A 19,715-nucleotide genomic window follows, 5' to 3' on the forward strand; every position below is an offset into this window, starting at 1 on the left:
ATTATGCTGGGATACACCTTTGCGGTTTATCGATGCAGAGCAATTCTTTTCCATCTTTGTAGATCCTCACTACACCACCAGATTCTGATACAATGAAAGCCACGGCGACAGTATCTCTTGTGATAGCTGCAGCGGATACATGTCTTCCTCCAAGGCCCTTATCAATATTGATGTTTCTGGCATCCACATCGAGATACCTGCCTGCCGCATGTATCTTTCCCTCTTCTGAGATCACAAATACTCCGTCCAGCTGTGCAAGTTCCTTAACTGATTCCCAGTTGTGCTCTTCAAGGATATTGCTGTCCTCAGGTGTTTGTCCCTGGTATGGGTTAATGATCAGAGGATGTGACCTATGCATGACTTCATCCACATCACCTACAATTAATGTTGTACCCATTTTTTTGCCTTCACGTCCTTTTGTGGCAATATCAAAACAAATGTTCAAAACAGCACGTACAACTTCAGGAGATACGCGTTCTCCACACTCTCTTATTCTTTTTACCATGTCGCTCTCATTAAGATCGTGGACAACTATGGCACAAGAATCTATGCTGCCCACGATCCCGACAACCGTTCCTCCCGAAATATTCCCCAGAACATGTTCTATAGAAGATATGTTTTCCAGCTCTTCCAATTTATGATAAGATTTGTCGATCATCTTGTTGGTGAATGTGCTTACTCCCTTTTCCCCGGTAGAGAATATGAGATGATCTATGAGCTCCTTCTGATCACTGAAAGCATGATATATGGGAATATCCGTAATGACATCTACAAAACAAAAGTCACCAGCCAGGATTATAGCGGAAGAGCCAAGTCCTTCGGCAAGCTTCACAGCCGTTTCGATGAAAACATTATTTTTTTGCATGCAATTCTCACTTTCACCTGTGCCCTCCAGTTTACTGCTATAATAATCAGCGATGATTCCTTTTTGTTCCATTTTGTCCCCTCTTCACATTGATTATTATATAATCATCTTATCTCTATTAAAGATACCTATGTGAGCTTGCAGCGCCAGTATTTTATGTTTTCAGTTCCACTTCTATAAAGGTGTTTTTGTGTTCAGGATATTCGTAGCTGTGGACCTTCCAAAAGAATTCCATGGAAAGATCTCTGCGATACAGTCAAGGCTCATAGGGCCTGGATTAAGACCAGTAGATCCCAGTATTGTACATATCACCCTGAAGTTTCTGGGAGATGTTGATGAGGCACAACTACCAGAGATCATCACAGCTCTTAACAGACTGGATTGTCCGTCATTTAATTCAAAAATTTCCGGGGTGGGCGCTTTTCCAGGTATGAAGAATCCCAGGATAGTATGGTTGGGTGCAGCTGGTGATTATTCATGTCTTCACGGGCAATTGGAAGCATTGCTTTCAGAAATTGGTTTTAAAAAAGAGCCACGTAAGTTCATTCCGCACGCGACTCTTGCCAGAGTCACATATCTACCTGTTCCCCGAAAGAAAGAACTCATCTCTGTAATAGATCCTCTCAGGGATTTTGATGTGGGCCTGATGAGAGTGCATACTGTGAAGCTCAAGAAAAGTACTCTGACTCCACAGGGCCCCATCTATGAGACCCTGCATGAGATTGATCTGTCCTGATCATAAAGTGAATGTGACTCTCAGGCTGAAGCGACCTCATATTTTTCAAAGCCGCTAGACTTTACTATTCTTTTGTCGTTCGTTATCAGAAGACATTCTATGCCATCAAGTTCCTCTATCATCTTAAGGCCATCCTGCTCTCCTAATACGAATACGGAAGTTGACAGTGCATCCGAGTCTATGCCAGTAGGAGCAATAACCGTAGCACTGATCAGGTTCTGGGAAGGATATCCTGTTCGAGGGTCGGCAATATGCGAGACCTTTGCTTCTTCGCTGAAATACCTTTCATAATTGCCACTGGTGGCTATAGCCATATCTGTGACTCCGACCACAGTTATCACCTGTTCGCTCATATTCGGATTCTGCAATCCCACTCTCCAGGATGTCCCATCGGGTCTATGGCCAATATAATATCCATTCCCTCCTGCATCAACAAAACCGGAGCTAATTCCATCCTTGCGAAGTGAATCTATGGCAAGGTCAAGAGCATATCCTTTTGCGATCCCGCCGAGTGTGATCTTCATCCCTTCCTCAAGGAATATATCATTTCCTTTGATTGTTATGTTGCTGGCATTCACAAGCCTTAGTGTTTCACTGATCTCATTTTCAGCAGGTGGCTGATGTGTGCCTCCGGGTACGAACTTGCTCTTCCATAGATCCAGCAGAGGTAATATTGTAATGTCGAAAGCCCCGTGGGTAATATGCTGATAATATATAGATTTATTGACTACGTATGTAAGATTGTTACTAGCATCGAAAAGTTGTGCATCAGTGTTAAGTCTGCTAAGTTCACTGGTGTTGTCGAAATAGTCCATGCTGGAGTCAACATAGTGTACTTTCTCAAAAGCATTATCTATAGCCATTCTGGCATGAGTGCTGTCAGTGTCAACCACTTTGATCGTTACTATAGTATCCATTATGCTTCTGGTATCATTGTATATTTGTGGTATAGGCTCTTGGCTAGCCACATCCTTGTCAATGCAATTTATAACGAATGATACTGATAATATCGTTATCAAGACAATGGTAACAGTTTTATACATCATGGATTATGGAATGACATAATCAATCTTAAACTTAATCAGAACTGTAATAGTCATTTAGTTGGTTCTTTCACGGAAATCTTTGATCAAAGGAAGTGTAATTATGAGCGATCACAGTGGATCTTCACCTACCGGCTCACGTTCCAGCAAGGACAAATACCTTGTTGTGGCAATCCATCAAATAATGGAAGAGTATGGATGGAGGGGAATCGAAAAGCAATTTGGTATCGTAAAACATCATATCATCTATGTGAAACCCGGTTCTCCTCTTGAGAAAATAGAACTTAAATCCAATATAGTCGGCAATCACATGGATGTTGACTTCCTTGGCATGACCCCTGAAAAAGGAATTCTGGACAAGGTTTTTGATTTTAATGTAAGGGTAGTGCGCAAGACATTCGAGATAGACAAATATGTCACGAATGATCAGAAGATCGCAAATGAACAGAGTTTGAGGAATACTATAATAGTTGCTATAAAGCAGCTTGAAGATATTGCCTCCAACACTCCCGGGGAAGTGTCAGAAAAGTGAGTGTGGTCATATTATGAAAGCTAATTTTCTCTTTGTCATTGCTATTTTAATGCTTTTCATATCCGGTGTTTATGCTTACATAGGATATAGCGGAAATGAAGTCATGGCAGCTCATTATATGACGGATCAGAAATGGTCTGATAGTGTGTGCATGGGGTGTCATTTAAAGGTAAAAGATGAAGTTGCCGGATCTTTCCATGTACAACAGGACCTTGCTGAATGGTCTTCTCTAAGAGGCCAGGGTGTTATGTTGAGTGACATGGATAAAGATACGTGGTTAAGCGTTTACGGTCCATTGCACCCGGGCGGTGGAGATCTTGAGGAATATGGTGCAGATGTGGACTGCATGGTCTGTCACGAACAGCACGGCTTATATGATTATCAGGCGCGCGTTGAAAGCATCGCTTCCAGGGATATTGCCGGTGCAAAAGGAGCTGCAATTGAAGCGGCCAGCAAAAAAGCACAGCAAGATCCTCTATATGTGTCAAGTTATGTTTTGAACATTCTTACTCCTCTTCCTATAGTTACTGAGATACACGATAATGTTAATGCGGGTCCCCGAAAGGAACAATGTAGCAGTACCTGCCATCAGGGTGAAGCTGTTACCGGTGCAGTTACATGGATGGCTGCTAACTCTTCTGAATATGATGTCCATGCAAGTGTAAATTGTGTGGAATGCCATGCAACAGAGGAGCACCAGGTCGGCCGCAGAATTCCTCTTGATTCCACACATGATGATCATGTGGCAGTAAAGAGCTGTGATGCACAAGGCTGTCATGCAGGTATCTCTCACGGAGGTATGGTTGATGCTCACCTTGAAACAATTGAATGTGAAACATGTCACATACCTCTGTTGCCAGGAGGCAATGTTACAGGTGTAACTCCAATAAACGGGTTCAACTGGGAGAATGGAGTTCTTGAAGAAACATACCATGAATCTGATTTCACACCAACGCTTGCCTGGTCAAAGGGGATATATAATGAAAAACTGCCTGTGGTGGCTAGTAAAGATGAAGAAGGTGTGAAACTTAACACTTTCAATTCGATTAAGGGTGTATGGTGGGATGAAGGTTTGGACCGGGATGTTCTGAACTATCCGGATAACAGTTCTTCACTGGGCAACCCGATACCTCCGGCTGCAGTTAAGGCAGCAGATTCTAACGGTGATGGTATTGTCACATCCTCTGAGATAAGCTCTTATGATGGTGATCTTAACAAACAGCCTGATTATCCAAATGCAGTTCTCAGGAGTGTTGACCTCCTTTACCAGATAAGTCATAACATTGCAGGCAATGATGTTGGTATGGCTAGTCCACTGCAATGTAATGACTGCCACGGTGCCTCATCCTCCGAAGAGCTTCAAAGGATACACTTTGCAGAGGAGCAGCCAAATTGTACTCAATGTCATGATATCACACCTGCCATTAACTGGAAGCTGTTGGGGTATGATAAGGATCCCGCAGGAAACGCTACTCCTACTACAGAGATCCTTGTGACCATACCCGGGCAAAAACCGCTTGAAATAGAGAGGGAACCAGCATTTAAGGAGTGAATTATAATGGAAAGTAAACGTTTAAGTAAATTACCTGAGAAGGTAATAATTCCCCTTAAACAGCATAAAGGAATGCCTTGTATTCCTATGGTCAAAAAGGGTGATTCGGTGGTCATCGGTCAAAAGATCGGTGACTGCAAAGATAATAACGATTCATCTGTCCATTCAAGTGTCTGTGGTGAGGTTCTCTCTATTGAGATGGCTCCAAATCCGGATGGAAATAAGGCACTGAGCGTTATCATCAAGACCATTGAAAGCGATGAAACAGTGGAATTCTCTCCGACTAAGAATCCTTCTCAAAATGATCTGATCGAACTGATAAAGAACTCAGGTATAGTGGAGCATTATGGTCTACCTACACAAAGCGTGCTCAATCCCGATGGTAAGAAGATAAACACAGTACTTATCAATTCCACATCTTCTGAATGGATCGGGGGTAAGTTCAGCACTCCAGAAGAATATGGTACTCAGATGCTGGAAGCTCTCAAACTTCTCATGAAAGCCGCAGGAGCTGCAAAAGGAGCTATTGTGCTACGTAGTGATGATGCAGAGTCCATAGCAGCTTTTAGCGGTATAAGATTTGAAGGGAAACAACTGGAAGTTGCCCCTCTTATAGGCAGTCGCAAGATCGGCTATTATTTCAAGGACCAGGGATCTGATATTGTAGTGGTTTCTCAGAAGCGTATATACGGTAAGCGTATTCTCAATTTCTTCACTTACAATGTAACAGGCAAAAAGGTGCCAGTTGGCTGCACTCCTGCAGATGTGGGTGTGGCTATATGCGGTGTCAAATCGGCTAAAGCTCTATATGATGCTGTATATCAGGGCAAACCTTACTATGAAACGGTTATATCCCTAGGAGGTCTTGCACATTGTCCTCCTCAAGTGCTGGTCAGAATAGGCACACCTTTCAAGGATGTGATAGAGGCATGTGGAGGTTATCCCAGTGAATCAGGTAAACTTATCGCTAACGGCATGAGGACCGGGGTTGCCCAGTACACTGATGAAGTCCCGGTAACGAAAACAACCACTCGCATCTCTTTCCTGAAACCGGAAGACATATTAAGGGATGAAGCCATCGCGTGTACTCATTGTGCAGCATGTGTGGACGTATGCCCTGTGGAATTGATTCCCAGCAAACTCGCAGTTCTGGCAGACCAGGGAAGGTTCGATGAATGTCGGAAGATCCATATAGAAAATTGTATAGAATGTGGAAAATGTGCAGTGGTCTGTCCTTCCAAGATACACATTCTCCAGTTGATACGGTTTGCTAAAGATGCTATTGAGATGGCTTATGAAGACATACCTGCGAAAGAGTCTTCGAATCTTCAGCTTAACTGCACCTGCGGAGGTGAATAAATGACGTTTACTATATCTGCTCCCCCTCATAAAAAGTCAACCGTTTCGTTCAGATCAATTATGTGGAGCAAGGTACTGGCCCTTGTGCCCGTGAGCCTTATATCCATATATTTCTTCGGTATACCTGCCTTGAGTATAATTCTTATTAGTGTGCTCGCGGCAGTGGCAACAGAATTTGGTATTCAGACAGTGTTCAAACAGAATGTAACTATAAAGAATGGCAATGCGGTCCTTATAGGGCTCATGCTGGCTCTTTTGATGCCTCCGGAAGTTCCTTTATGGCTTCCTGTAGTAAGTTCTTTCTTTGCCATAGCGATTGGTAAGCTTGCTTTTGGCGGTATTGGCTCCTATGTCTTTAATCCGGTATTGGCTGCCTGGATCTTCTGTAAGACTGCGTGGAGCGGTTTTATGACTCCTGCATCCACACCTCACATCGGGCAGTTATCTGATCTGTTGCTTGAACAAGGAGCAGGCTTTTTGGTTGAGGTATCCCCGATTGCTTTGATAGGTGGTGTGTACCTCATTTACAAAAGATATGTCGAATGGAGGATTCCCCTGGCCTTTTTCCTTACAATGGTCATCTTCCCTCAGGCTCTGAAAGTTTTGTCATCAATTATCCAGCTGGCAAATGAAGGCGTACTTAATCCTTTGATGTACCTCTCACAATTATTTGGATTTTTGGACCTTAGCGGGGAGCTGAGGTATTCAATGATAGGTATTGTTTTCTTCGGTATACTCTTCATTGCTACAGATACTCCCTCATCACCGGTTTCCAAGAAAGGCCGTTTGATCTATGGAATAGTATGCGGTTTGCTGGTCTCTATCTATGGTTATTTTGCAAATTATGTGGAGGCGACATTCTACGGTCTGTTCCTTGCAAATTGTGTGGCATCTTTCATAGAAGTCAATACCGCTCCGGCCTCCTTCGGAACAGAAGGATTGCTTGGAAAATTGTATGGTCGTATAATTAACAAATTGCCTTCAGGCTTAAAGATGGAGGTGTTGTCAGATGAGTGATGGTAACAAAGAATTTGCTGTTGTGGTAGGTAAACTTGTAATTATATCCATAGTGGCTGCTGTGCTTCTAGGTATCACATATGTGCCCACTCAGGCACAACTTCAGAAGAATCAACAGGAAGCGATGAATCTGAAGCTTCTGGAAGTAATGCCGGATGCAACCTTTGAGCCTGTATATGGGGATCAGGTGAACGCTGAGACAGGTGAGAAGGAAATTATATATTACCGTGCCAAAGATGCATCTGGAAACTCCATAGGATATACATTCTTATCTTCAGAAACGGGTGCCAAGGGCGATATCGTCGTTGTAGGAGGTGTTGATTCCACATTCAGCACGATAACTGGAATGAGTATCCTGTCCCAGGAAGAAACCCCCGGTTTGGGATCAAAGATAAAAGAGGACGCTTTTGTGAACCAGTTCAATGCTCTCCCACTTAGTAAACTAAGTCTGTCAAGTTCTGGTGGATCCATTGATTCCATCACAGGTGCTACGATCTCTTCCCAGGCTGTAGTAGATGCCCTTAACTCAAAAGTCGAATCAATAAAAAGCAGTGAGGCATAAGGTGAGATAATGGATCCATTAAGTGAATTTATTCGAGGTATAACTAGGGACAATCCGACATTCGGGCTGGTACTGGGTCTTTGTCCCACTCTTGCAGTATCAACATCAGTAGAAAATGGTATAGGGATGGCAGCAGGCACTGCTTTTGTGCTGATATTCTCAAATCTCTTTGTATCGCTTGTAAGAAAAGTAACTCCATCGGAAGTCAGGCTCCCAGTGTTTATTATAATCATAGCAACATTTGTGTCGATTGTGGATATGGTTATGAAGGCTTTCTTTCCGCCAATGTATGCGGCACTGGGCGTTTTTATCCCGCTCATAGTTGTCAATTGTATCATCATAGGTCGTGCTGAAGCTTATGCAAGCAAAAATAATGCATTCTACTCTGTGATAGATGCACTTGGAGTATCAACAGGTTTCCTCCTTGTTCTTATGCTCATAGGCGGTATCCGCGAGATTCTTGGTACCGGGCAGATAGTAACATTTGGACATACTCTCATAAGTCTTCCAGTAAATCCATCTGTTACCACAATGATCCTTCCGGGCGGTGCTTTCCTGACAATCGGCATATTGATGGCTATAATCAATTACCAGAAAGAGAAAAAGCGTGTGAGGGGTGAATAATAATGGTGGAGAAAGCACTGTTCACAATTTTCATGGAAGGCCTATTCCTTAATAACTTCCTGCTAGTACAATTCCTCGGTCTCTGTTCCTTTGTGGGTGTGACAAAGGATGTTAAGAGTGCTGGGGGTATGTCAGGTGCTGTTATCTTCGTGATGACAATTTCCGCTCTCGTATGTTATCCATTGTATGCTTATCTATTAGTCCCGCTGAAGTTGGAATTCCTTGGGCTCATTGCCTTTATCGTTGTAATTGCAGCTCTTGTCCAGCTTGTTGAGTTCATTGTGAGGAAAAAGATTCCTGCACTGTATCGCTCCTTAGGCATTTATTTACCTTTAATCAGTACCAACTGTGCAGTGCTTGGTGCTGTACTGTTAAATGTAAGTTCAGATTACAATTTTATTCAGAGTGTGCTGTTTGCTTTCTCTGCAGCCCTTGGCTATACAATTGTGATGTTAATGATGTCAGCTATAAGGGAGCGTTCTACACTTGTCAGCATCCCAACGGCAATAAGGGGTCTTCCACAGGCATTCCTATTGGCTTTAATGCTATCAATGGCGTTTGTTAATTACTTCTGGGTGATACCTGTATGAACCTTACAACTTTACTAATACAATCTGTAGCCATCCTTGGTGGCCTCGGCATTGCAGTGGGTGTTATGCTCATGGTTGCTTCCCGTAAGTTCAAAGTGGAAACTAATCCTCTTGTGGACGAAATTCTTAGTGTGCTGCCGAATGCCAACTGTGGAGCATGTGGTTATGCAGGCTGCTCTGACTTTGCACAGCGCGTAGTGAATGAGAATGCACCTATCAATGGTTGTCCAGTTGGCGGATTTGAGGTTGCCAAGCAGATAGGCGGGATCATGGGGCAGGAAGTGGCAGAGGGAGAAAAAGAATATCCCTTTGTGCTCTGCAACGGTGGAGTGAATTGCATCAACAGGTTCGAATATGTGGGTATCGAGGACTGTAAGGCTGTGATGATGCTATCGGATGGAGAAAAAGGTTGTAATTTCGGCTGTATGGGTCGTGGTACTTGTGTACGTGCATGTCCATTTGGTGCTATGTCTATAGGGGAGGATAAACTTCCGCATGTTAATACGAATCTTTGCACAAGCTGTGGACTCTGTATATCGTCTTGTCCGAACGATATTCTTGTTTTTGCAAAGGAATCTGAGAAGGTGCATGTTAAGTGCCGTTCTCATGATAAGGGAAAGGATGTTAAGGCTGCATGCACAGTTGGATGTATTGCATGTAAGATATGTGAAAAGAGCTGTCCAGTGCAGGCAATAATAGTTACTGATTTCCTGGCCGAGATCGACCAGGCTAAGTGCACTGCCTGTGGCATATGTGTGGAAAAATGTCCACAGCACACAATAGAGTTAAGAGGTGTACCATGACATACAAGACATCTATCGGATTGAACGAGAACGTTGTTGCAGCTTTATGCTATATAGGTTTCTGGTTCACAGGCATACTTTTCCTACTAATAGAAAGGCAGAACAAGTTCGTCCGTTTTCATGCCATGCAATCAGTTCTGGTATTTATACCTCTGGCTCTGATTGTATTTTTGATTGGCTGGATCCCCTATTTTGGATGGGTGCTTGCTGATTTTGCAGGTTTCCTCTCTCTATTTTTGTTGCTGGCTTTCGTCATAATGGCATACAGGGGAGCGAAGTTCAAAGTACCTATCGTGGGCAAATATGCCTATGATTCAGTTTACAAGAACAAGTAAAGATGTTGTGTTGCACAACATCTATTTTCTTATTTGATTTTCACGTTCTTCTATAGCTGGATTCGAAAGTTTAAAAAATACCTATTGCTATCTATGCAATACTCATTTTCTGGAAGGGAGGTCAAATCATTAAAGAAGAGATATGGATCGAAAAATACAGGCCTATGAGACTTGATGATATTGTCGGTCAAACAGAGGCAATAGCAAGGCTCAAATCCTATGTAAAGAGTCGAAACCTTCCACACTTGCTTTTCTCTGGTCCCCCCGGAGTAGGTAAAACAGCAACAGCTGTTTCCATTGCAAAGGAGCTATTTGCCGATTCATGGAGAGAGAACTTCACTGAATTAAATGCATCCGACGAAAGAGGGATCGATGTCGTACGCACGAAGATAAAGAGCTTTGCTAAAACATCGCCAATAGGTGGGGCAGATTTTAAGATAATCTTCCTTGATGAGGCTGATGCTCTTACTTCAGATGCTCAGGCGGCGCTAAGAAGGACCATGGAGCGCTATACTAACAATTGTCGTTTTATTCTTTCTTGCAACTATTCTTCAAAGATCATAGAACCTATCCAGTCAAGGTGTGCAGTTTACAGATTTCGTCCTCTCTCGGATGATGCAGTGACCGAACGTGTGCGTTTTGTTGCCAGTAATGAAGGTATCGAAGTTGCAACTGACGGTATGGAAGCTATCAAATATGTAGCTCAGGGGGATATGCGCAAGGCCATTAATGCATTGCAGGCTGCTTCTCTTGTTGATAATGTAGTACACAAGGATACCATTTATAAGATCACTGCCACAGCTCGTCCTGAACAGATCACAGATCTGATCAACACTGCCCTAAGTGGCAATTTCATGGCTGCACGCAAATATCTGGACGAGCTCCTTCTTGATCAGGGCCTTTCAGGTGAAGACGTGGTTGGGCAGATCTACCGGGCTATGTTCAATATATCCATTCCTCAGGAAAAAATGGTAGAACTCATTGATGTCATAGGAGAGGTGGATTTCAGAATAGCCGAAGGAGCAAATGAAAGGATCCAGCTTGAAGCATTGATCGCACATTTTACATTAAGGGGAAGAAACTAGAATGGCAGTTGTTCAATTACTCACAAATCTTTTTGACAGTTTTCCTCACTGGCTCGCAACCATTCTGATAAGTTGTTTACCTGTGGCTGAACTCAGAGGTGCCATACCAATTGCACTGCTTCAATATCAAATGCATCCGGTAGAAGCCTATCTTCTTGCGGTTATAGGTAATATGATACCGGTTATACCTCTTCTGTTATATCTGGAGCCGGTGTCCAACTATTTACGCAGGTTCAGGTTCTGGAACAAATTCTTCGATTGGCTTTTTACCCGTACTCGCCATAACCATTCGGACACCTTTGAAAAATACGGCACTCTGGGGTTAGCTATCTTTGTAGCCATTCCACTGCCGGCAACAGGTGCATGGTCCGGATGCGCAGCAGCCTTTGTTTTCGGTATAGGCTTCAGGCATGCGCTTATGGCTATAACCGCAGGTGTCCTTATTGCAGGTGTGGTGGTAACAGCAGTTACCTTAGGTGGCATCAGTCTATCTACTCTGTTTAGGTAAAAAAATTAAACTGTATTATTTGAACATTTTCTTGGAAAGCATATCCTTTGCCAAGGCAATGTCCTCGGATTTTACAGTTTTTCTTCCTGCATGTTCAGCCAGCTTGATCGCTTCTCTTGAAATGTCCAATCCGTAATCTTCGAGTATTTCAGAAAGAGCTATTGCTGCGGATTCACTAACCCTGTGAGATCCAGCACTTCTGATAAGCCTTTCTATCGGTGCAAGTGGTATTATTGTCAATTTTTGTCCTCCTTAATATGCTAATTTAAGATTAGATCCTTATTAGATATTTGATTAGAAAAATAAATTATAAATAGTTATCTTAGATGATTTATGTCGGATTAATGTCTTTAAGTATTGAACCAGGATTAATTAAGGCAAATATGCTATAAATAATACACCATTAACATCATAATCTATGATTTGTGGTATGTTGGTTCAAAAAATGAGTTGATAGTGTGTGCTATCACTCTGTTACTAGTTTCTTAAGTTTAATGGCAATATCCTTGCCAAGGCGCTGGCATTCCTTTATATCCTTCTCTTCAGGAATATACTGTATCCTGAGGACCGGATCGATTACTTTCATGCCAGCTTCCCTCATTTTTTCTGCTATGATTACAGGTGCTTCACCACTCCATCCATATGAACCAAATGCAGATCCTACTTTTCCTTCTACTCCTTCAGCTATTAATGCATCAAGGAACTTTGAAATGGGTTCCAGCATTTTGTAATAAAAGGTCGATGAACCCACAGCTATGCCATCATAGCTGGCGGCATCTTTAGGTTCCCATTCATAGAAGCTGTCAACCCTTACTTCTATATGTTTCTGCCTAGCTCCTTCAGCTATAGCTTCTGCCATCATCCGGGTGCTTCCCTGGGTGCTTAGATAAACTATTGCGAGTTTTACCATTAGATGATCCCCTGTTTTCTTATAAAGGACTTTTATGGAAATACTAGTTAAATCCCCTTTCAAATGGACCGTATTCTCTGATAAACTTTTCCAGAAAAGCATATGATATGTTTATTGCCTATCAGGTATAACATGCACTACATTTCCGGTGCAGGGAGTTCATGGATGAATGACAAATATGCGCTTCATATTGAAGAGCTGGCAAAGGCGCTTGATGGCATAGATCAAGATGATATAAAGAATGAGCTGGATAAACTTCTCAGGTTCCGTGTACCTCTTGAAGAAGCAAAACAAACTGTTTTAAATAAATTCAGCTCAAAAGAGGCTTCTGAAATAAAAATAAAGGATATTTCTAATGCACCAAAGAGTTTCACTTTGAAAGGCAGGATCACATCCGTCGAGAAAAAAAAATTTGTTCAGAAGGGTGAAACGGTGAACCTGTATTCAGGTAAGATTGTAGATGAAACAGGGGTTTGCCTGTTCACTGCCTGGGATGATTTTCATTTGAATGAAGGGGACATTATCAGGGTGCAAAATGCCTATATGAAGTTTTGGAACAATCGGCCAGAGCTTAATTTAGGACAACGTTCTATTGTGGAAAAACTCCATGAAGATCCATCCATACCCAGAACTGAACAGTTTTTTACCCAAAACAAAAAGATCATCGAAATAAACTCATCTGATATGCTGGTAAGTTCACAGGGCGTAGTCACTGAAATGTACCACAGGGATGTCAACGTCAAAGGCAAAGATACTATTATAATAGAGGGTGTCATTGCAGATGAGACTGGTAAACTTCCTTTTACATCGTGGGTGCCCATGGATGGAATAGATATTGGTAGCACTGTAAGTTTTAAGGCTGCGCACGTGAGACTTTTCAGAGGCATCCCATCTTTAAATATTGCTCATGAGACTTCATGGGAACTACTCCCTGATGACAAGTGTGTTTTTTCCAAAAATGATATTATAAAAGATGACCCCATCTCTATACCTATTGCTTCTGTTCTTGAAAAGGATGGTCTTTTTGATGTAGTGGTCACAGGAAATATCATTTCCGTGCGTCCGGGCTCAGGACTAATTGAAAGATGTCCTTTTTGTAATCGTGTTATACAGAGCAATGTTTGCAGGGCACATGGTAATGTGGAGGGTGTCAAGGATATGAGGATAAAGATGATACTTGACGATGGTACGGGAGCTGTCTATATCATGTTGAACAAAGAACTCTCGGAGACTGTTTATGGGAAATCTATGAACGAAGCTGAGAACATCATGAAATTATCCCTCTCAAAAGATGCTGTGTATGAGAGCATGAAAAGATCTTTGATAGGTGCTTATCTCACCGTAAGAGGCAATTCATCAAAGAGCGAGTTCGGTACGACTATTGTTGCGAGATCTGCCTGGTTTACGGCAGATGATCTTCTTTCCCGTCTTGAGAGTATATTGTCAAAATTACCAGAGGATGTTTGATATAATGGCCGAGAGGGAAATAGCTCAGAGACTGTTCGCAAAAGAGTTCAATGGTTCTACTCTTAGTCTTACAAGTGTTCTTAGTGATGACTTTTCTGATATGAATTCTCCTAATCTGCTGATCTCTCCTACAGGTATGCGTATTAACCGGGTTTTTGTGGTCGGAGTGATCACAGAAGTAGAGAATCTGGGTTCCGAAACGGGAAAAGAGCGTGATCTCTGGCGAGCTCGTGTGTCAGACCCAACTGGAGTTTTTATGCTATATGCAGGTCAATATCAACCGGAAGCTGCTATCTTTCTTTCAACCGTGGAAGTCCCATCCTATATTGCCGTAGTAGGTAAAGCGAGGATATATGAACCTGAAAAAGATTCGGTGTTCATTTCCATAAGGCCGGAAGAGCTCAACACTGTAGAAAGTAGCATCAGGGACAGATGGGTTGTAGACACGGCAGAATTGACATTAAAACGGCTTGACCTGCTTAGTGAGGTACTTTTAGACCCGAAGCATGGAGAAGATATGGCAGAGCCCTTGAAATCCGGGATCATAGGTTCTGGCTCAAGTGAAGCAATTTTGGATGCTATTGCATTCTATGGTACAGATCAGGACTATATCGCTGAGTTTAAACAAAGTTTGCGTACAATCCTTCTTTCCATTAAGGAAAATGCAGGTACAGAAATGCAACGAAAGGATAATACTGAAAATGTGATCTTTGAGCTCCTCAAAGAACTTGACAGTGGTAAAGGCGTAAAATATAGTCACCTGCTGAAAGAAGTGGAGTCAAGAGGGATCCCGGAAGAGGTAGCAGATGCAGGGATACGGTCTCTCCTTGATAAAGGAGAGTGTTATGAACCCAGGCTTGGACTTCTAAAACTCATCTGATAAGTTCCTTATTCAAATTCGATGCTGATGTTACCTGAATTTTTTGCAAGCGTTTTGGATATAGTACCCAAATCCATCCTGCATACATGCATTATGCCGCATGGTACAAGACATGTGGAGCACCATTTTGCTTCCTTTACCTTTTGGAAGACCTGGTTGTCATTGTAAAAAGGTTCATATAATTCTTTTACCGGGATCTCCATATGTGAAAGCATTGCAACTTTCTTGCAAGGGGTCTCGATCTCAATAATCATGTTCTTGCCATCTACTTTGCCACTGATCTTATGGGTAAAACCACATATCCTGGAGTTTACTTTAACATCTGTCATAATTGCACCTGATAATAATCTCCAATTACTGCTTATATATCTTTTTGTTCTCTTTTTAAGATAATTATCGGGAAGTAATAGTCCGGTATACTTAAATAATGAAACATTGACATAACAATCATCTTAAGTACAATAATTTTAAAAGGAGGCACTATTATGCAGCGTGAAGAGATAATTGAAATGGTTCGACAGCGCCTCAAGGAAATAAAAGGTGTAGGAGAAACCTATGTCCTTCTTGACGAGGACAGGGAAGTCATTAAGGAACTTGAGAAAAAAGCAGATGAAATGACTCTTATGGGTCTTGGCAGGGGTGATAATCGGGGTATTAAAGAAGTGCTCAAGAAAGATGTAGTCATTCCCTTCACTACAAGTATGGAATATGTATGGCCTTGTTGCCCTAATGTTATCCTCATGCACCATGATCGTTTGGTTGGAGAAGATCTGGATGATCAATGCAAACTCAATGAATTGACAAACTGCAAGGATAACCTGATCATTGGTAACATTGTGATCTATGATAAGGATCTGCTCAGGTCGATAGATTCTAAGAACGATCCACTACTTGTGGTGTTGCCACCTAAACCATGTCCTGAGGTAGAGGAATTGTCTCATATCTGTAATGTTGCTCTTGCTTCTCCATCTCCTCCGACTGATGAATACCTTAAACAAAAAATGGGTATTCAGCAGGTCCATGGTACGGGAACCTTCATTCTGGGTTTTGATTTTGAATGCTCCGGCGGGAACTGAAACCCGCTATTTTATTTTCAGTTACTTCTTAAAAAAGAAAGGCTGGCATTGCAGCCTTTTTATTTTCCCATGTATATCATGAGAGCTTCTTCCACAGTGGCATCTTCTATTGTAATTGCATATATGGCATTACACATGCGTACGGCTTCATCAAGTGGTTTCTGGTGGATATTACGGCCAGTTGCGTTGCCCATTGCGCCGCTTACATGTATCTGATCATGGAGCTTTTTCAGGAAAGCTTCTGGATCATCGCTGGATCCTCCCGCACATACAACTTTTGTACGGCCGGCTGCAAATACAGCCTCTTTAAATATTTCTGCTGAAGAATGTCCTTCTTTTTTCGGGTAGTTCACTTTTACGAAGTCAGCGTTCAGGCAGGCACCAACTCCAGTTGCGCCGGCAATAAGGTGAGGGTCCTTCTCGTCAGCTACTGCAGCACCTCTTGGGTATATCCAGAGTACCGTAAGCATTCCATATTGGTGAGCATCGTACACGATCTGTGCCGCCTGTGCAAGCATATCCGCTTCATACTCGCTACCCAAGTATATAGTGTAACCCACACCAAGTATCTTTAGTTTGCTGTTGTCCCTGAACTCTGCTATCTGGGGTATATCATACCACTGGTTACTAAAGGGATCCATTTGTTCAGTAGGAACAAGATGACTCTTTGAGTTGATCTTCACGAGGTATGGCACATCCGTATAGTCCATTCCATATCTTGCAATAAGGCCTAACTGGGTGGCGAAAACACCCATTTTTCCCTGATGTGCTATCCTGAACAGATGTTCCGGATCATTGTCATCTGCAGCAGCCTCTTCTCCATAAAAGTCATCATTAAGATGCTCTACTTTCTGGTCTCCTGCAAAGAGCATAAGTCTACCAGTACTGTTTGTAATCTCCATATAGTTCTCTACATACGTTTCACGGGCCTCTTCAGGTACATCCAGCGGCACTTTGATATCAGAGCGTTTGATTGAAATCATTTTCATCACCTAATTTATAATTGTCATAAACACATTTATTTCATAGTTCATATTTATTCATAACTATTGTGTATCTTTTTTAGAACAACAAGCAATCTTCCCCTGCAATTATTCTCGTATCTCATAAAAGGTGGAAACTATTTAGGATTTCATAGGTTAAAAACTCTCATTGTTATTTATCTTTATTCTACATTTTACTGTTGGCTCTTTTAATAGGCTCTGCTTATCCAATTGTTAAAGATGCACGCTTCGAAACATTAAAATTAGATTATCGCTTAGTGCTAATAAATAACGACAACGCCTCTGTTCTATTTTATAATAGACTGGCTAAATTTCTATGTTAACCTGAAACGTATTATAAAAATGGTAAATTTGTAATATAAATTTTGTGGGGTATATTACCAATGGCTGCAATTGAAACAAAAGAGAGGTTGGGGCGTAGTCTGGGTTTTTTTTCGACATTTGCCATTGGTACTGGCACGATGATCGGGGCTGGGATATTCATCCTTCCAGGAATCGCCTTCACAAATGCTGGTGCTGGAGCAATATTGTCTTTTTTGATCGGAGGTATTATCTCTATAGCTACAGCGATCAGCATGGCTGAGCTGGCAACGGGTATGCCCAAAGCCGGTGGAAGTTACTACTATATCAGCAGAACAATGGGTGCCGCATTTGGAGCTATAATCGGTCTTGGATCATGGTTTGGTTTGATATTCAAAGGCTCTTTTGCACTTATCGGCTTGGCAGAGTATTTTCAGGTGTTTTATCCATCGTCTCTTTATTTCGTAGCCGCATTTTCGGGCTTTGTTCTTTTGATAATTAATTATCGAGGTGCAAAGAGCAGTGGTTCACTGCAGAACATTAGTATAATTCTCTTACTGATCATTTTGGCTATATTCTTAGCCGAAGTATTTTTGTTCGTCGAGCCGCGCAATTTCATTTCAACAACACCGAATTCAGCAACATCTTATGGGCCAGCATCAATACTCACTACAACAGGAGTTATTTTTATTTCGTATCTGGGACTTGCAGAGCTTGCAGCAATTTCGGAGGAAGTAAAAAATCCATCAAAGAATCTACCAAGGGCATTCATTGCTTCTGCAGTAGTAGTAACCATTTTCTATGTTCTCATAATGATGGCAGTTGTAGGTGTCTCAGGCATTTATGCAGGAGCAGTTACGATTACCCCTCTTGCTGATATAGCTAATCTGATATACGGGGAAATTGGAAGCACCCTTATTGTCTTTGCGGCATTGCTTGCAACACTTTCAACAGCTAATGGAGCCATATTGTCTTCTTCCAGATTTCCATTTGCCATGAGCAGAGATGCATTAATGCCACAATGGTTTGTCCGGATACACAAAAAATATGACACGCCATACAATTCTATACTGGTCACCGGGATCATAATGATCTTGCTGTTATTCCTGTTCGACATACAGCAACTGGCCAGGTTAGGTGGTGCATTTAACATCTTGATCTTTGTTTTGCTCAATCTGGCGGTCATTATCCTGAGGAAAAGAACTTTACCAGAGTATGAACCAACATTTCGAGACCCTTTCTTCCCGTTCACTCAAATAATAGGAATAGCTGGTAGCCTGATCCTGTTACCATTACTTGGTGTCCTTCCTTTGCTTTTTGCTGTATCGTTGATCGCTCTGGGTGTGTGGTGGCACTGGTTCTATGGAAAGGGCAAAGCTACTCCAGGATATACTCTATTTGACCTGCTGGAAAACAATTTAGGGTCACCTGTCATAAAACCAGAGTCTGGGGTAAAGGTACTGGTCCCCATTTCTAATGTCAAACATCAGCGTGACCTCCTGAGGCTGGCAGATTGTTTAGGTGATGAGATCGTAGGTCTTCATGTGATCAAGGTTCCGGACCAGACAGCTTTAAAATTTGCTCAAGAAGCCTTTCATGAGAAGAAGATCGAAATGGACTCACATTTTAAAGAGGAATTTGAAAAATATCCAGCAATTCTTGGGCATAAGAGGAAATACATCACTGCTTTTGACCATAGTGTATCTAATTCAATAATTGAACAGGCTGAAATGGAAAACGTAGATCTGGTAATCATGGGCTGGCACGAGTCAAACAGATTCCAGTATTCTCTTGGAGATGTAACTAATGATGTCCTTTCATCGTTAAAGCGTCACATAGTCTTATTAAAAGGCTATCTCTCCTCTAAGACTAATAAAATCGTGGTAGCATATAATGGAAAAGATAATTCGGTATATGGTCTTCACCTGGCAAAAAAACTTGCTCTCAATACAGGAGCAAAAATAGAAATTATCACAATAGTGAGCCCTGATGAGGATACTGAAAGAAAAAAGGAGATTGCTGAGAAACTTCAGGCCATATCCAGCAATGAAGAGTTGATCTCCATCACTTTTAAGGTCTTGGAAAGGTACTCTGTAGACGACACGATATTGGAAGCTTCAAACGATAGTGATCTGACAATAGTCGGAGATTCAAGCCAAAGGTTTAAAATATCGTTCCTTGGGACCTTGCCACAGAGGATTGCCAGGCACTCAAAGAATCCCGTATTGGTAGTAAAGATGTCCAAACCAATATCTAAGCAAAACATTACTTATACAGTAAGAAAATTTTTTTACAATGCCTATGTAAAAATCAGTCGTGCGTCTAAAAAAGTATTCAAATCATAAGGCAACTATATGTTATATTAAAACAACTTCTATTTCAGTAACTACGTTGACAATGGTTTTTGAATATCAAAAACACTTTCACCGTGCATAGTATTTCTATTTATACTTTAACAGAATACTTC

Annotated in this window: 22 protein-coding genes; 16 read left to right on the forward strand and 6 right to left on the reverse strand. The window is 41.8% G+C overall.

The genetic code is table 11. The annotated features are described in order from the left end of the window. Position 1: 1 nt before the first annotated feature. On the reverse strand, positions 2-937 hold the full coding sequence (locus METHO_RS01990) for a DNA integrity scanning protein DisA nucleotide-binding domain protein (RefSeq protein ID WP_015323845.1): 936 nt from the start codon (positions 935-937) through the stop codon (positions 2-4). 118 nt (positions 938-1,055) lie between these two features. Here METHO_RS01990 and thpR point away from each other — a divergent pair, with 118 nt between their 5' ends. After that, entirely contained in the window at positions 1,056-1,601 is a 546-nt protein-coding gene (gene thpR, locus METHO_RS01995; protein ID WP_015323846.1) for an RNA 2',3'-cyclic phosphodiesterase, read from the forward strand. Between the two features lie 20 nt (positions 1,602-1,621). Here thpR and METHO_RS02000 read toward each other — a convergent pair whose 3' ends face one another. Then, positions 1,622-2,518, reverse strand: a complete 897-nt coding sequence (locus tag METHO_RS02000) for an FAD:protein FMN transferase (protein WP_245546319.1) — start codon at positions 2,516-2,518, stop codon at positions 1,622-1,624. Between the two features lie 229 nt (positions 2,519-2,747). On the opposite strand from METHO_RS02000, the gene METHO_RS02005 reads away from it, so the two are divergent. The 11 genes from METHO_RS02005 (at position 2,748) to METHO_RS02055 (ending at position 11,611) form a co-directional block, all read left to right on the forward strand. Beyond that, the gene (locus METHO_RS02005; RefSeq protein ID WP_015323848.1) at positions 2,748-3,176 is read left to right on the forward strand and encodes a hypothetical protein; all 429 of its coding nucleotides are present in this window, start codon (positions 2,748-2,750) and stop codon (positions 3,174-3,176) included. Positions 3,177-3,189: 13 nt separating this feature from the next. Further along, positions 3,190-4,728, forward strand: coding sequence for a methanogenesis multiheme c-type cytochrome (mmcA, locus tag METHO_RS02010; protein ID WP_015323849.1), 1,539 nt, complete (start codon positions 3,190-3,192; stop codon positions 4,726-4,728). A 6-nt stretch (positions 4,729-4,734) separates the two neighbouring features. Next, a complete protein-coding gene (gene rnfC / locus METHO_RS02015; protein ID WP_015323850.1) occupies positions 4,735-6,087 on the forward strand; it encodes an Rnf electron transport complex subunit RnfC in 1,353 nt (450 codons plus the stop codon). Then, the gene (gene rnfD / locus METHO_RS02020) at positions 6,088-7,104 is read left to right on the forward strand and encodes an Rnf electron transport complex subunit RnfD (protein ID WP_015323851.1); all 1,017 of its coding nucleotides are present in this window, start codon (positions 6,088-6,090) and stop codon (positions 7,102-7,104) included. Continuing rightward, a complete protein-coding gene (gene rnfG, locus METHO_RS02025) occupies positions 7,097-7,666 on the forward strand; it encodes an Rnf electron transport complex subunit RnfG (RefSeq protein WP_015323852.1) in 570 nt (189 codons plus the stop codon). The genes rnfD and rnfG overlap by 8 nt, the downstream gene beginning before the upstream one ends. Positions 7,667-7,675: 9 nt before the next feature. Further along, positions 7,676-8,290 (forward strand): Rnf electron transport complex subunit RnfE, encoded by a 615-nt coding sequence (gene rnfE, locus METHO_RS02030; RefSeq protein ID WP_015323853.1) that lies wholly within the window; start codon positions 7,676-7,678, stop codon positions 8,288-8,290. 2 nt (positions 8,291-8,292) lie between these two features. Further along, positions 8,293-8,880 carry an Rnf electron transport complex subunit RnfA gene (gene rnfA / locus METHO_RS02035; RefSeq protein WP_015323854.1) on the forward strand — a complete coding sequence of 196 codons (588 nt, stop codon included), beginning with the start codon at positions 8,293-8,295 and terminating at the stop codon, positions 8,878-8,880. Further along, complete coding sequence (gene rnfB / locus METHO_RS02040) at positions 8,877-9,683, forward strand: Rnf electron transport complex subunit RnfB (RefSeq protein ID WP_015323855.1); 807 nt, start codon at positions 8,877-8,879, stop codon at positions 9,681-9,683. Before rnfA ends, rnfB begins: the two co-directional genes overlap by 4 nt. Continuing rightward, positions 9,680-10,018: a DUF4870 domain-containing protein gene (locus tag METHO_RS02045; RefSeq protein WP_015323856.1), complete on the forward strand. Its 339-nt coding sequence runs from the start codon at positions 9,680-9,682 to the stop codon at positions 10,016-10,018. Before rnfB ends, METHO_RS02045 begins: the two co-directional genes overlap by 4 nt. Before the next feature lie 128 nt (positions 10,019-10,146). Continuing rightward, positions 10,147-11,103: a replication factor C small subunit gene (locus tag METHO_RS02050; protein WP_048830984.1), complete on the forward strand. Its 957-nt coding sequence runs from the start codon at positions 10,147-10,149 to the stop codon at positions 11,101-11,103. 1 nt (position 11,104) lies between these two features. Next, complete coding sequence (locus METHO_RS02055; protein ID WP_015323858.1) at positions 11,105-11,611, forward strand: COG2426 family protein; 507 nt, start codon at positions 11,105-11,107, stop codon at positions 11,609-11,611. Positions 11,612-11,626: 15 nt separating this feature from the next. Here METHO_RS02055 and METHO_RS02060 read toward each other — a convergent pair whose 3' ends face one another. Both METHO_RS02060 and METHO_RS02065 read right to left on the reverse strand, forming a co-directional pair. Further along, positions 11,627-11,851 (reverse strand): histone family protein, encoded by a 225-nt coding sequence (locus METHO_RS02060; RefSeq protein WP_015323859.1) that lies wholly within the window; start codon positions 11,849-11,851, stop codon positions 11,627-11,629. 226 nt (positions 11,852-12,077) lie between these two features. Beyond that, entirely contained in the window at positions 12,078-12,521 is a 444-nt protein-coding gene (locus METHO_RS02065) for a flavodoxin domain-containing protein (protein WP_015323860.1), read from the reverse strand. Between the two features lie 165 nt (positions 12,522-12,686). Between METHO_RS02065 and METHO_RS02070 the strand changes: the two genes are divergently transcribed. After that, entirely contained in the window at positions 12,687-13,988 is a 1,302-nt protein-coding gene (locus METHO_RS02070; protein WP_015323861.1) for a Single-stranded DNA binding protein, read from the forward strand. Between the two features lie 4 nt (positions 13,989-13,992). Further along, complete coding sequence (locus tag METHO_RS02075) at positions 13,993-14,868, forward strand: RPA family protein (RefSeq protein ID WP_015323862.1); 876 nt, start codon at positions 13,993-13,995, stop codon at positions 14,866-14,868. An 8-nt stretch (positions 14,869-14,876) separates the two neighbouring features. Here METHO_RS02075 and METHO_RS02080 read toward each other — a convergent pair whose 3' ends face one another. Then, positions 14,877-15,197: a DUF6951 family protein gene (locus tag METHO_RS02080; RefSeq protein ID WP_015323863.1), complete on the reverse strand. Its 321-nt coding sequence runs from the start codon at positions 15,195-15,197 to the stop codon at positions 14,877-14,879. A 156-nt stretch (positions 15,198-15,353) separates the two neighbouring features. Here METHO_RS02080 and METHO_RS02085 point away from each other — a divergent pair, with 156 nt between their 5' ends. Next, a complete protein-coding gene (locus tag METHO_RS02085; protein ID WP_015323864.1) occupies positions 15,354-15,944 on the forward strand; it encodes a hypothetical protein in 591 nt (196 codons plus the stop codon). Between the two features lie 59 nt (positions 15,945-16,003). On the opposite strand, the gene METHO_RS02090 is transcribed toward METHO_RS02085, so the two are convergent. Further along, positions 16,004-16,927 (reverse strand): fructose-bisphosphate aldolase, encoded by a 924-nt coding sequence (locus METHO_RS02090; RefSeq protein ID WP_015323865.1) that lies wholly within the window; start codon positions 16,925-16,927, stop codon positions 16,004-16,006. 404 nt (positions 16,928-17,331) lie between these two features. Between METHO_RS02090 and METHO_RS02095 the strand changes: the two genes are divergently transcribed. Next, positions 17,332-19,593: an amino acid permease gene (locus tag METHO_RS02095; RefSeq protein ID WP_015323866.1), complete on the forward strand. Its 2,262-nt coding sequence runs from the start codon at positions 17,332-17,334 to the stop codon at positions 19,591-19,593. Positions 19,594-19,715: the final 122 nt, after the last annotated feature.

The organism is Methanomethylovorans hollandica DSM 15978, from assembly GCF_000328665.1.
Lineage (GTDB): Archaea > Halobacteriota > Methanosarcinia > Methanosarcinales > Methanosarcinaceae > Methanomethylovorans > Methanomethylovorans hollandica.